Genomic DNA, 12,643 nt, shown 5'->3' on the forward strand with positions numbered 1-12,643 from the left:
TCCACGCCGTCGAAGACGGCCTTGCGGTCGGACACGTCGAGCGGCAGCCGTACGAGGGCGCCGGGGTAGCGACCCTCCAGCTCGGCCAGCGGCTCCACGTTCCGCGAGGCGGCGACGACGCGGTCACCGGCGGCCAGCGCCGCCTCGGTGAAGGCCCGTCCGAGGCCGCGGGACGCACCGGTGATGAACCATACTCGGGTCAATTTGCTCTCCTCAGCGATTGAGTGAGACGAGACGGTCCGTCTCGCCTCAAGGCCCCTTCACTGTGACGCATCCATGGCGCCACTGTCAAGACGGACCGTCTCGTCTCGCGAAGGTGCTATGCTGCGGCGCATGTCCAAGCACCCAGACCCCTCACGCCGCAGCGAGCGCTCCCGCCAGGCCATCCTCGCCGCCGCCCGCGAGCTGGTCTCCGAGATCGGGTACGGCAAGGTCTCCATCGAGGCCATCGCCGCCCGGGCCGGCGTGGGCAAGCAGACGATCTACCGGTGGTGGCGTTCCAAGGGAGCGGTGATCTTCGACGCGTTCCTCGCGCTGAGCGAGGCGGAGGAGGGCGGCATGGCGCTGCCCGACACCGGCGACATCGAGGCCGACCTGAAGACCGTGATGCGGGCGACGGTGGCGGAGTTCGCCGACCCGGCGTTCGAGGAGCCGATCAGGGCGCTCAACACGGAGATCATCAACGACCCCGACCTCGCGGCGCAGTACCGCGAGCGGCTGGCCGCGCCGGTGGACGAGGCCAAGAAGGCGCGGCTGCGCAGCGCGCAGCAGGCCGGGCAGATCGCCGCCGACCTGGACCTCGACCTGGCCCTTGAGCTGCTGTACGCGCCGCTCTTCCAGCGCTGGCTGCACCGCTCGGGCCCGCTGACCCCCGAGTACGCCGACGCCCTGGTGGACCTCTTCCTCAAGGCCGCCCGCCCGGCCTGAACCCAGCGGGGCTCCGTCCAGATGCACCAGGGGCCGGAGAAGCGCTTGTAGAAGCCCGTCGCGTCGATGTCCGGCGCGCCGTCCTGGCTCCACGCAGCCGCTGCGCTCCAGGAAACCCGTGGCCACGATCGTGAAGGCGAACGCCTCGCGCGATCGTAGCCACCCCCGCCGAGCCTGTGAGCGCGTCCTAGCCGCGCTCCCCCGGACGGTCGACGATGACCGAATCCAGCAGGGCGATGGCCCATACCGAGCCCTTGCGGAAGGCGGGCTCCGGGTTGCCGCCCACGCGCTCGTCCTGGAGCCAGACGGTCCGTTCGCCCAGGTAGTGATAGGTGTCCGGGTCGAGGATGTGGTACCTCCTGTGGATCTCGTCGCGTCCCTCCCGGTAGACGCCCAGCCCGGTGCGGCCCGCGGCATCGGTCACGCCCGATTCGACCCGTACGCCGGGGATCAGCGCCAGGGCCTCGAACATGGCCGACTCCAGCCGCGGCGGCATCGTGCCGTACCTGCTCAGATAGAGCATGATCACCCGAAACGCCCGGTCGGCGTCCGGTTCCGCGCTCTTCGGGACGCCCTCCTCGCGCGGGTAGTCGATCCAGTGGCGGTCCTTGGTGACCTTGGCCAGCAGCTTCTTCGGGTCGGTCGGCAGCGCGCGGAGCTTGGCGTCGTACTGCTGCGGCGACAGGTCGTCGTCGCCCGGATCCGGAGGCACGTCCTGGACCCGCAGCCTGCCGTTCTCGTCGTAGCCGGCGGTCTGCTTGCCGTCGTAGCGGGTCCAGCTCTCACGGGTCTCGGCCTCGTCCGAGTTGGGCTGCTTGTCCAGAACGCGGGTGTACTGCCACTGGGTCGGCTCCGGCACGGAGGTGGCGCCGCGCCCGCCGGCCACCTCGGCGGCCTTGGCGAGCACCATCCCGGAGTCCAGGGGCACGGTCGTCGAAGGGACGGCCACGGGCTCGGTCCCGGAGGGGCCGCCGGGCAGGACGACCACGGCGATCGCGGTGGCCGCCGCCCCCGCCGCCGCGACGGCGACCAGGCGGAGTGCGAGGCTCCGCCGGCGGCGCCGCATCCGGTCGAGCAGGCGGCGGCGCTGCGGGACGAGCCACTGCCCGTCCGGTTCCGGGACCTCGGCGCGCCACTCGCGCAGCGTACGCAGGTCATCCATCGAAAGCCTCCTCTCGCGTCGCCACCAGCGCCTGCCGGGTCCTGGCCCGAGCCCGGTGCAGGCGGGATCTGACCGTGCCTATCGGGATGTCCAGCGCGCGGGCCACGTCCTCGTACGTCATGTCGGCCCAGGCCACGAGCAGCAGCACCTCCCGGTCGCCCGGCGACAGCTCGGCCAGGGCCCGCGCCAGCCCGGCCTGCTGCGCCGCGACCCTGGCGTCGACGTGGTCGGCGTACGGCTCGATGACCTCGTCGACGCCGGTGCGGACCAGCGCGCGGTAGAACCGGAGCTCCACCCGGCGGTGCCGTTTGATGAGCCGGGCGGCGATGCCGTACAGCCACGGGCGGGCGTCCGGCTGGCTCGAGTCGTAGCGGTGGCGGCGCCGGAAGGCCGCCAGGAAGGTGTCGGAGACCACGTCGTCGGCCAGGGACGGGCCCAGCCGCCGAGCGACGTAGCGGCGGAGCGCGGGCGCGTGCCGGTCGAAGAGGTCGGCGAAGACCTCCGGCTCGCGTTCCGAGCGCCGTATCAGGGCCGCGTCATCGGCCCTGACGGGTTCTACGGCGATCACACTCATTGCTCCCGTCCTGCGCGGTTGCTTTCGACGGCTTTCGCCCGTACGGCCGTCGAAAGTTCGCGGTACGGGATGTGATCAGGATCACACTAGCCGGAGACGGCGGCGGCGACAGCCTTGAAGGCGGCCAGCACCTCCTCCTGGTCGTGCGCGCCGGTCGAGGTGGTCGACTTGACGATCACCACGTTGTGCTCGGGAGAGACGTAGATGTACTGCCCGCCGAAGCCCGCCGCCATGAAGTCCTTGCCGCCGCCGAGCCACCAGTGCAGCCCGTAACGCGGGTTGACCCCGGACGGGCTGGTGGACGCCTTGACCCACGACGCCGGCACCACCTGCTTGCCGTTCGCCTTGCCCTGGCGCAGGAAGAGCAGGCCGAAGCGGGCGTAGTCGCGGTCGGTGGCGTGGAAGCAGCAGTAGCCGAGGCTGTTACCGTCGCCGTCGGCGTCGATCCGGGCGGTACCCGCCATGCCCGCGGGACGCCAGATCTTCTTCTCGACGTAGCGGTGGTACGGGGTGCCGGTCGCCTCGGTGAGGACCCTGGCCAGGACGTACGAGTTCATGCTGTTGTACTCGAACTGCGTCCCCGGCTCCCAGTCGGAGCCCCGCTTGGTGACCATGGGCGTGAGCGGCAGGCCCTTGGCGGCGGCGGCCTGCATCTTGGGGACGTCCTTGGCCTCGTCCCATTCGACGCCCGACGACATCCGCAGCAGGTTCTTGATCGACACGCCGTCGTAGCCGGAGCCGCGCAGCTCGGGCACGTACCGGGTGACCGGGTCGTCGAGCGAGCGGATGTGCCCCTCCTTCAGCGCGACGCCGATCGCCGCCGAGGTGAACGACTTGGCCATGGACCACGACTGGAACCGGGTCGTCCGGTTCGCGCCGGTGTACCGCTCGTGCACGATCTTCTGTCCGCGCAGGACGAGGAAGCCGTTGGTCTTCGTACGGGTGAGGAAGTCGTCGAGCGTGTGCTGCTCGCCCTTGTAGGTGTACGTGACCGAGAGCGGGCGGCTGGCGTTGACCAGCGGGACCGGGTCGGCCGACGGCCTGATGACGTCGGCGGGCGGTGCCGTATGGGCGGTGGCTAGGGTGAGCGCGATGAGGATGCTGCGCACGTCGCCTCCTGTAGTCGACTGAATCGGACAGGGGGCGATCGTGGACCGTTTTTCTGGCAAATCTCTGGCAGTTCACTCCGCTCACTCCAGCCACGAGCGTGGCCTGCCGGTACCGCCGGCGGTGGGCAGCCGGATCTCGAAGCGGGCGCCGGTCACGGTGGCGGTGCCGCCGTGCAGCTCGGCCTGCTGGCGTACGAGGGTCAGGCCGAGGCCCGAACCGGGGCTGTCCCGCCTGCGGTGGAACCGGGTGAACACCGTCTCCCGGTCGCCGTCCGGGACGCCTGGGCCGCTGTCGGTGACGGTGAGGACGGCGGTTCGCCCGGTGCGGGCGCTCCTCCCGCCGGACGCGGTCTCCTCGGCGGAAGCGGTCTCCCCGCCGAAGGCGCCCCGCCCACCCGACACGGCAGCCCCGCCGAAGGCACCCCGCCCACCCGACACGGCCACCCCGTCGAAGGAGGGCTCCCCATCGAAAGCGGGCTCCCCGTCGAAGGCGAGTGCCACGGTGATGGGCGGCTTGCCGTGTGTGGCGGCGTTGTCGATCAGGTTGTCGGCGATGAGCCGGAGCCCTTCCGCCCAGCCGCGCACGGTCACGCCGTCTGCCACCGCCTCGGTGATCGTCAGGCCGGGGTGGCGGCGGCGGGCTGCGGCGACGGCCTCGCGCACGATGCCGCTCAGGTCGGCGGACGCGGCGGTCGCGGGGTCGAGCAGCTCACCGGCGGACAGCTGGCGGAGCACGGTGACGAGCCGCTGGACGCGGGCCTGCTCGGCGGTCAGGTCGGCGACGATCTCGGCGCGGTCGTCCGGGGTGAGGCCGGGGTGGCCGAGCAGGGAGAGGTTGGCGGCCATGCTGGTGAGCGGGGTGCGCAGCTCGTGCGCGGCGGTGGCGGCGAACGCGCGGGCGGTCTCCAGCGCGGCGTCGCGCCGGTCGAGCAGGTCGTTGAGCACCCCGGCCAGGTGGTCGATCTCGGTGACGCGGGAGTCGGTGTCGAGCCGGGCGTCCGGGGCCGTGGCCTGGCGGCTGAGCCGGGTGAGCGGCCGTACCGCGTACCGGCCCACAACGGGTCCCGCCACAGCGCCCGCGACCGCGCCGATCAGCGTGACCGTGAGCACCCGGCGGCGCAGCAGCGCGAGCTGCCCGTCGAGCCGCTCCTTCGGCTCGAACAGCAGCAGCCGGTGGCCACGGCGCCCCAGGTCGGTGGCCACGTACCGCCAGCGGCCGTGGTCGGCCGGCCCGTCACCGGCGGGCGGGCGATCCGGCACGTCGCCGATCAACAGCGGCTCGCCGCCCACGACGTGCACGTACACGCCGGGTCCCGCCGCCGCGGCCAGCCGCCGTTCCATGAAGTCCGCCGGAACGGCGGGCACGAAGCTCGCCCGCCAGGCGTACGAGGCGGCGGCCGGTCGCAGCGCGCGCAACCGCGCCAGCAGCCGCTCGTCGCGTTCGGCGCGCAGGTCGGCGGAGACCAGGGCGAGCACGAGCAGCCCGGCCAGCGCCACCATGAGCGCGACCAGCGCGGCCATGCAGAGCGCGAAGCGGGTCGAGAGCTTGACGCCGCCGGCCCTCGGCTCGGTGGCGGCGGCTCTCACCTTCGCGGCGGCGGCCTTCAGCTTCGCGGCACCGGCCATCGGGTTCCCGGCGGAGGTTGGCCGCTTCACGGCCGGGGTTCGCCGCTTCATGGCGGGGGTTCGCGCAGCACGTAGCCGACCCCGCGTACGGTGTGCACCATGCGCGGCTCGCCGAGCTTGCGCCGCAGGTAGCTGACGAACGTGTCGACGGCGTTCTCGGTGACGTCGAAGTCGTACCCCCAGACCCGCTCGAGCAGCACCTCACGGGACAGGACCAGACCGGCGTTGAGCGCCAGCACCTCAAGCAGGTCGAATTCGCGCCGGGTCAGCTCGACCTCGCGCCCGTGCATCGTCGCCCGGCGCGCCTCCGGCTCCACCACCAGCGGCCCGACCCGTACGGCGGCACCGGGCACGCGCCCGGCCCGGCGCAGCAGCGCACGCAGCCGCAGCACCAGCTCGCCCAGGTCGAACGGCTTGACCACGTAATCGTCGGCGCCGGCGGCGAGCCCGGCGACCCGGTCGGCCACCTCGTCCATGGCCGACAGCATGAGCAGCGGCACGTCGGTCCCCTCAGCGCGCAGCCGCGAGCACACCTCGATGCCGGACATGCCGGGCATGGAAACGTCGAGCACGACCGCGTCCGGCCTGCGGACCGTGACGAGCTCAAGCGCGCGCTCCCCCGACTCGGCGGTGTCGACGCCGAACCCTTCCAGCCGCAGCCCGCGCTGCAGCGCCCGCAGGATGGCCGGGTCGTCGTCGACGGCGAGGATCTGGTGACCGGCCAACGACACCTCCCTCGGTACGTCGGCCAACGATCCTACGTCGCGGAAACGGCAGTGCGGTCAGAGCCTGAAGAGCGTGATGACGTCGACGGAGAGCGGCATCGGGTGGTTCCTCCGTCGCTTGGCGAGGGCTCAAGCGGGGGTGCTCGTCACGCGGATGGGGTTGCCCGAGCTGAGGCACCGCCCGCGCTGCCGCCGATCCTGCCGCGAGACGAGACGATCCCGCGCACGGGGAGTCACCGGCGTACGGGACAGCGCAGGTGAAGCACCCGATCGCCCTGAACAACCACGTCGGGATCCTCGAGCAGGTGCTGCGCGTCGACCGACCCGAAGAAGCGCTTGCCCGACCCGAACACGACGGGCACGACGTCCATACGCACCTCGTCGGCCAGGCCCGCGGCGAGCACCTGCCCACCGATGTCACCGGCGGCCACCTCCACCAGGCGGCCACCCGCGAGCTCCCGCGCCTTCGCCGCGGCCGCCTCGATGCCGCCGACGAAGTGGAACGGCGCCCCCGGGCGCGTCGTTCTCGTCCGCGATGAAGCCGTCCACCGACACCGCGCCGTACATGACCACTTTGCCTTGCGGCGCCCCAAGTTGGCGTGTCGTGAGCCGCCGGCGTCAGCGGCGACCGCACCCCGTCGATCGGCTCGGCGGGGTCGATGGCGAACACGGTGGAGGAGAAACGATAGGTACGGCCCACCCGCCGCCGGCCGCTCCCGCAACCCGTCAACGACCGACCTGCCCCAGACCTGCTCGACCGCCACCGGCCGGTCACACAGCTCAACCGCGGGCCCAGCCCCCAAGGCTTGAAGTGAACCTTGACGGACCGGGTCTGCGGCGGATACCCGAACTCACAGGCTCGGGTGGGCATGGTGACCACGCACCCGTCGGCGTACTCGCCCATCGAAACGGCGCACCGAGGTTGAGAATGAGCAGGGCCGTAGGGGCCGGCGGCGCTAGCCGACGTACGGAAGACCGGCACCGGCCAAATAGTGCTCGATCCGCATCCGCATCGACCGGTCCATCGGCAGTGACAGAACCTCATCCCGGGGCACCCACCGAACTTCACGCGACTCGTCACTCGGCGTCGGCTCACCCGCCACAACCCGGCCGGTCAAGACGATGGAGAATTCCTGCCGGGCCTCGCCGTCAGAGGTGTAGAGAATTATGTGGCGCGGATCGCTGTACGTACCGACCAGCCCGGTGATCTCGCACCTGACCCCGGTCTCCTCCAGCGTCTCCCGGACAGCGGCGGCCGGGATGGACTCCCCCAAGTCGATGGCCCCGCCCGGCACAGCCCAGTTGTCGTTATCGCTGCGCCTGATCATCAGTAGATGGCCGGCCGCGTTGGTGACGATGACGTTCACGGACGGCACGAGGCTGTTGGGCTCAGGCGCAGCGGGATCGTCGTAGTAATCGATGCGCCTGCCCACGAATCACGCCTCCACGGGGACGGCCCCTTCGAAACCCTCAGCGTACGTGCGACCATCTTTCCACCGGCCACCCTGCGCAGATGCAGAACGGGAAGGCCGGCGACCCGGCTGCCGTACACGTACACATCGAGTTGGTCAGGAAGCCTGATCGACGTCCGCGAGAAGCGACCGGACCGGCCGCCATGGCGACCACGCTCGGCCACCGGGACGACCTGCCGAGCCCTGACGGCTAGTGCGAGATCTTGATGACGGCCTTCTTCCCCTTGACGGCCACCACCTCGAAGCTGACCTCGTTGACAGTGCTGGGCCCTCCTTGATCCGGCGTCTGCTTCGCCATGGTGAGCCGCATGCCGGACGGGGTGTACGCGTGGAAGGTGACCGAGCCGTCCTCGACGGTCACGTCGATCGGCAGCAGCCCCCACTTGTCGGCCAACCTGATCCTCTGCCCGTCCTTGACGAGCACTTCGCACTTCGCGTCCCGGCACGCCCGGAGGTCGGTGCCGTTCCTGGCCTTGGGGAGCGGCGTCGCCGTCGGCGAAGGGGACGGCGACGCCGAGGGAGAAGACGAGGGCGACGGTGAGGAGGGGGAAGCCGAGGGCGGCGGCGAGGAGGCGACCGAGGACGACGGCGCGCTTTCCGGCGCGGCCGCCTCCTGCGGCGCGGAGCCGCATCCGGCGAGCAGCACGGCCGCCGTGACCAGCAGAGCCGCCCTTCCGCTGTGAATTGCCGACATCTTCACTCCCATGCTCGCTCGTAGGCCGCCCAGCGCCACTATCCCCCCGCCGTCCCGGGACCCCTCCCGACCGGCACGCGCTAAAAAGGATCTCGCCCGTGGAACGGATCAAAGGTAGGCCCATGCACAGGAAAACCCTCTCCGCCTTAACGCTCGCGTGCGCCATGGTCGTGACGCCCGCCGTGGCCGCCACCCCCGCCGCCGCCTCGGCCAAGCCCAGCTACCGCAGCTGCTACGACGGCAAGTGCAAGTTCACGTTCACGAAGTCCGTGAGCTTCCGCATCTCCAAGAAGCGCTACGGCTTCTCCAGGGTGTACGTCTCCAAGGAGTACGTCGGCGGCATCTTCGACCAGGACATGGTCGTGGTGCGGGCGCCGGGCTCGACGGTGTCCCTGGGCGAAGGCGCCGAGGGCGAAATCCGCATCAACCGCAAGAACGCGCTGTCGTTCCGCGTGCTGGCCATCACCAGCCAGGGCGCCACCATCCGCTTCACGGGATGACGTCCTGACGATCCGGCGGCCGCGTCACGCCCGGCGACACGGCCGCCGGGGCCGGGGCACGTACGACGGGGGCACGCCCAGCCGAGGGTGCGGCACCGCGAACCGACGTGCAAGGAACGACTACACGCACAACATCAGGGCCCCCGACCACGCGCGTCCCCCGTCCCAGCGCCGCTCGTCCAGTAAAAGGCCAGCCTCCAGCAGCCCGTACAGCTCCGCGACACTCCCGACCACGGAACCGAGCTCGCGCCGCTTCCTCGAGCTCGTTTTTGATCTCGCGTACGCACCCGCCCGGGCAGCGGACCGTACACATGTACGCAATGCACCGCACACCGCGCGTGGTGCTCATCCCCTGACCGATGCCGATCACCACGCAGGTCTGACGGCCCTCGCACGAGCGCCGCCAGCGCGCCCGTACCGCCGAACGCGATCCCAACTCACGATCGCCGCTCCCCCACACCCGCCTCCACGACCCGCACCACATCCACGCGACAACGCTCGTCATGGCCGGCACTCCCGTGCACGTGATGGCGGCCCGCCCCGGCCACGCCGACCCGGCGATCACCCTTCGCGTGTACGCCCACGTGATCCGCGAACAGGCCGCGACCACCGCCGAGGTCTTCGCCCAGGCAGTGGCGTCCCGTTAGCAAGGGTGTTAGCAAGATCGCGACTTTGTCACGACAAAGACGAGGCCCCTGAACCGGAACCGCCAGTTCAGGGGCCTTCTGTAGCTGAGCCGACGTGGGGAATCGAACCCCAAACCAAGGGCAGGGCAGAAGCCCTGTTGATGCGCTGCTGGCCTGCCCAAGTGGTGATCGTCAACGGTCGAGATGCGGTCCGGTGAGACAGCGTTGCTGTACAGCAGGAGGGAAGCGTCTGTCCCAGACATTTCTGCTTCTCTCGCCTCGCCAAGAAGGCTGGGCTCGGCCACTGGCATCCGCACGAGCTTCGGCACTCGGGGGCGTCGCTCATGCTCGCCCAGGGCACTCCCCTTCACGTCGTGTCCGAAGTCCTCGGCCACGCCAGCATCGCGATCACGAAGGACATCTACGGCCATCTGCTGGAGGGCGACCGGCGAGCGGCGACCGAAGCCATCTCCAGCGCTCTTCTGGGGGAACAGCTCCCGGTGGCTCCCAAGGTGGCTCCCGAGGGCGCTGAAGACACCGGTTGAAGCCCGGCAAGCGAAAGGCCCCTGACGGCGTATCGCCTGCTCAGGGGCCTTTTCTGTTGCGAGCCGACGTGGGGAATCGAACCCCAAACCTTCTGTTTACAAGGGAAAGGCGGACGCCCTGTCAGCGGCGTCCCGCCCTGGTTAAGCGGTGCATGCTGATCGGTAGCACGTGGTCGCGTATGGCGGTGTTGCTGTATGGCGCTGCTGTACAGCACTTTGCTCAACATGCTTCAGCGCTGTCGCCACTCAATTCCCCCGGTGGGGAAGGGCCGGAAGGGCCTCTCCCGAGCCGTTACACATGGCGGCCATCTCCTCCCCAGGACCCCAGCGTCAGAGGATCGTTGGTGATCGCCGGAGTCTGTGTGCGGAGACGTGGCTGTCAGCATTGTCGCGCCTGGCTTTACCTGACGGCAGTGGTCCGACGGCAGCGGGCGAAGGCGGCGACTCGTTACGACTCTCCGCTCGACTCCTGAGTGGTGCGGCGTTGTGAGGGCTCGGGCAGGGCCTCAATGACCGTGAGCGTTTCTTGCACGGTGACGGTGACAATCTCGCTATCCCGAGAGGTGACGGTGCGCTTGCTCCGGAGTTCGCTCCTCACGCGCCTAATCACGACGTCATTGGACGGAGCGTCGGTCTTCTTCTTCAGATCGGTGTAGACGGTCCAGGCGAGCGCGGCCACGCTGACGATGAGCGAGCCCAGGGAGATGGGATCGATGTACTGATCCGGTCTGCGACTGGTGCCGCGATCGTGGAGTGCGGCCTCGACATCCATGATGAGGGAAGGCCCATGCTGAGCGGCGAGGCGGTGAGCAGCGGCCCGTGCGCCGTCGGCGACAGGATCGGTCATATCGGCTCCTCGAAGAGATCAGTTGTCAGGCTGCTGAACATGGCGCCGGACGGTGGGGGGAAGGGGGCGGCCCGTGATCTTCTGCCAGCTGGATTCGAGGGCTGGCATGCCTAGCACTGTGGCAAGGCGTGCCAGAAAGCGGGAACTTGGGTCCATAGCAGGATGAGGAAACTCCTCAAACACTGTTACGCACCTAATCACCCAATCCAAAGCCTCATCCAGTCGGCCCCGATGCTGCGCGACTATGCCGAGCTGGTGGTAGGTGCTGGCCATCCCGGGCCGGTCGCCGAGGTCCTTCAAGATGGCCAGGGACTTGTGGTACCAGTCGTCGGCCTCATCCAGCCGGCCCCGATGCTGCGCGACTATGCCGAGCTGGTGGTAGCTGCGGGCCATCCCGAGCCGGTCGCCGAGGTCCTCCAAGATGGCCAGGGACTTGTGGTACCAGTCGTCGGCCTCATCCAGCCGGCCCCGATGCTGCGCGACTATGCCGAGCTGGTGGTAGCTGCGGGCCATCCCGAGCCGGTCGCCGAGGTCCTCCAAGATGGCCAGGGACTTGTGGTACCAGTCGTCGGCCTCATCCAGCCGGCCCCGATCTTGTGCGACCATGCCGAGCTGGTGGTAGCTGCGGGCCATCCCGAGCCGGTCGCCGAGGTCCTCCAAGATGGCCAGGGACTTGTGGTACCAGTCGTCGGCCTCATCCAGCCGGCCCCGATCTTGTGCGACTGTGCCGAGCTGGTGGTAGCTGCGGGCCATCCCGAGCCGGTCGCCGAGGTCCTTCAAGATGGCCAGGGACTTGTGGTACCAGTCGTCGGCCTCATCCAGCCGGCCCCGGTCTTGTGCGACTGTGCCGAGCTGGTGGTAGCTGCGGGCCATCCCGGGCCGGTCGCTGAGGTCCTTCAAGATGGCCAGGGACTTGTGGTACCAGTCGTCGGCCTCATCCAGCTGGCCCCGGTCTTGTGCGACTGTGCCGAGCTGGTGGTAGCTGCGGGCCATCCCGGGCCGGTCGCTGAGGTCCTTCAAGATGGCCAGGGACTTGTGGTACCAGTCGTCGGCCTCATCCAGCTGGCCCCGGTCTTGTGCGACTGTGCCGAGCTGGTGGTAGCTGCGGGCCATCCCGGGCCGGTCGCTGAGGTCCTTCAAGATGGCCAGGGACTTGTGGTACCAGTCGTCGGCCTCATCCAACTGGCCCCGGTCTTGTGCGACTGTGCCGAGCTGGTGGTAGGTGACGGCGATGTGGCCGAGTGGCGGGGGGTTTGTTGTTGCAGAGCCTGAAGGATGGCGAGGTAGGTGTTATGGGCGTGGTCGAGACGGTGAGCGCGTAGTTGCCGGGAGGCCTCGCTGCCGACGATGAACAACCACAAGTCGCCGGCGTCCGTATCGAGGCTAGGTGGGGTTCCATCGGGGCCTTCCAGGACGTCGCGCGTGCGGTCGGCCCATCCTTGAGCTTCCTCGCTCAGCCCTCGAAAGTCCCAATACGCATTTACGGGTTGGATGATCGCTTGGGCTTGGTTCCACATCTGGTGGTCAAGGGCGTACGCGAGCATGCTGCCCAAGTTGCTGCGTTGCAGATCGATTACTGCAATTGCCAGCTGCGCGTTTCCGCTGGAGATCTGCTGGTCGAGCCATAGGCTGAGGTCGGCGTAGGCGACCAAGAGAGCCCGGGTGGCAGCGGCATGCTGCTCGTCGAACCCGTCAGGGTGGTCGAGACGCCAGCGGCTGATCAGGTAAGCGGGCAGGGCTGGGTGAATCCGGTACATGCCGCCGCCCAGGGACGTGAGGAGCCCGACGGCGGTGGCCGCGTCTAGGATGCGTCCCCAATCATCCAGGCTTCGGTCG

14 protein-coding genes and 3 pseudogenes are annotated in these 12,643 nt (G+C 69.5%); 5 read left to right on the forward strand and 12 right to left on the reverse strand.

The genetic code is table 11. From position 1 onward, the window contains the following. Positions 1 to 11: 11 nt before the first annotated feature. Positions 12 to 203: pseudogene (locus WBK31_RS32145) on the reverse strand (SDR family NAD(P)-dependent oxidoreductase); the annotation flags it as partial. Between the two features lie 130 nt (positions 204 to 333). Between WBK31_RS32145 and WBK31_RS32150 the strand changes: the two are divergent. Continuing rightward, positions 334 to 927: a TetR/AcrR family transcriptional regulator gene (locus WBK31_RS32150; protein WP_364063137.1), complete on the forward strand. Its 594-nt coding sequence runs from the start codon at positions 334 to 336 to the stop codon at positions 925 to 927. Between the two features lie 187 nt (positions 928 to 1,114). Here the strand turns inward: WBK31_RS32150 and WBK31_RS32155 are convergent, their stop codons facing one another. The 8 genes from WBK31_RS32155 to WBK31_RS32190 all read right to left on the reverse strand — a co-directional run bounded on the left by WBK31_RS32155 (position 1,115) and on the right by WBK31_RS32190 (position 7,989). Then, complete coding sequence (locus WBK31_RS32155) at positions 1,115 to 2,089, reverse strand: CU044_5270 family protein (RefSeq protein WP_406673616.1); 975 nt, start codon at positions 2,087 to 2,089, stop codon at positions 1,115 to 1,117. Beyond that, a complete protein-coding gene (locus WBK31_RS32160; protein WP_364063131.1) occupies positions 2,082 to 2,663 on the reverse strand; it encodes an RNA polymerase sigma factor in 582 nt (193 codons plus the stop codon). The genes WBK31_RS32155 and WBK31_RS32160 overlap by 8 nt, the downstream gene beginning before the upstream one ends. Before the next feature lie 86 nt (positions 2,664 to 2,749). Continuing rightward, the gene (locus WBK31_RS32165; protein ID WP_364063128.1) at positions 2,750 to 3,772 is read right to left on the reverse strand and encodes a serine hydrolase domain-containing protein; all 1,023 of its coding nucleotides are present in this window, start codon (positions 3,770 to 3,772) and stop codon (positions 2,750 to 2,752) included. An 81-nt stretch (positions 3,773 to 3,853) separates the two neighbouring features. Beyond that, positions 3,854 to 5,398 carry a sensor histidine kinase gene (locus tag WBK31_RS32170; RefSeq protein WP_406673617.1) on the reverse strand — a complete coding sequence of 515 codons (1,545 nt, stop codon included), beginning with the start codon at positions 5,396 to 5,398 and terminating at the stop codon, positions 3,854 to 3,856. 47 nt (positions 5,399 to 5,445) lie between these two features. After that, entirely contained in the window at positions 5,446 to 6,123 is a 678-nt protein-coding gene (locus tag WBK31_RS32175) for a response regulator transcription factor (RefSeq protein WP_364063122.1), read from the reverse strand. A gap of 233 nt (positions 6,124 to 6,356) precedes the next feature. Continuing rightward, entirely contained in the window at positions 6,357 to 6,560 is a 204-nt protein-coding gene (locus WBK31_RS32180) for a hypothetical protein (protein ID WP_378786072.1), read from the reverse strand. A gap of 519 nt (positions 6,561 to 7,079) precedes the next feature. After that, a complete protein-coding gene (locus WBK31_RS32185; protein ID WP_364063117.1) occupies positions 7,080 to 7,556 on the reverse strand; it encodes an NUDIX domain-containing protein in 477 nt (158 codons plus the stop codon). Between the two features lie 229 nt (positions 7,557 to 7,785). Next, a complete protein-coding gene (locus tag WBK31_RS32190; RefSeq protein WP_364063114.1) occupies positions 7,786 to 7,989 on the reverse strand; it encodes a hypothetical protein in 204 nt (67 codons plus the stop codon). Positions 7,990 to 8,008: 19 nt separating this feature from the next. Between WBK31_RS32190 and WBK31_RS32195 the strand changes: the two genes are divergently transcribed. The 4 genes and pseudogenes from WBK31_RS32195 to WBK31_RS32210 all read left to right on the forward strand — a co-directional run. Then, on the forward strand, positions 8,009 to 8,278 hold the full coding sequence (locus WBK31_RS32195; protein WP_364063111.1) for a hypothetical protein: 270 nt from the start codon (positions 8,009 to 8,011) through the stop codon (positions 8,276 to 8,278). A 133-nt stretch (positions 8,279 to 8,411) separates the two neighbouring features. Further along, a complete protein-coding gene (locus WBK31_RS32200) occupies positions 8,412 to 8,789 on the forward strand; it encodes a hypothetical protein (protein WP_364063108.1) in 378 nt (125 codons plus the stop codon). A 503-nt stretch (positions 8,790 to 9,292) separates the two neighbouring features. Then, on the forward strand, positions 9,293 to 9,436 hold the full coding sequence (locus tag WBK31_RS32205) for an integrase (RefSeq protein WP_364063105.1): 144 nt from the start codon (positions 9,293 to 9,295) through the stop codon (positions 9,434 to 9,436). A gap of 260 nt (positions 9,437 to 9,696) precedes the next feature. Next, a pseudogene (locus tag WBK31_RS32210) lies at positions 9,697 to 9,960 on the forward strand (tyrosine-type recombinase/integrase); the annotation flags it as partial. 448 nt (positions 9,961 to 10,408) lie between these two features. Here the strand turns inward: WBK31_RS32210 and WBK31_RS32215 are convergent. The 3 genes and pseudogenes from WBK31_RS32215 to WBK31_RS32225 form a co-directional block, all read right to left on the reverse strand. After that, on the reverse strand, positions 10,409 to 10,807 hold the full coding sequence (locus WBK31_RS32215) for a hypothetical protein (protein WP_406673618.1): 399 nt from the start codon (positions 10,805 to 10,807) through the stop codon (positions 10,409 to 10,411). A gap of 18 nt (positions 10,808 to 10,825) precedes the next feature. Beyond that, positions 10,826 to 11,989, reverse strand: coding sequence for a tetratricopeptide repeat protein (locus WBK31_RS32220; protein ID WP_406673619.1), 1,164 nt, complete (start codon positions 11,987 to 11,989; stop codon positions 10,826 to 10,828). Further along, positions 11,984 to 12,040, reverse strand: a pseudogene (locus WBK31_RS32225) (hypothetical protein); the annotation flags it as partial. The pseudogene WBK31_RS32225 and the gene WBK31_RS32220, both read right to left, overlap by 6 nt. Positions 12,041 to 12,643 lie beyond the last annotated feature (603 nt).

The sequence above is a fragment of the Nonomuraea sp. N2-4H genome, assembly GCF_045291505.1.
Classification (GTDB): Bacteria; Actinomycetota; Actinomycetes; order Streptosporangiales; family Streptosporangiaceae; genus Nonomuraea; species Nonomuraea fastidiosa.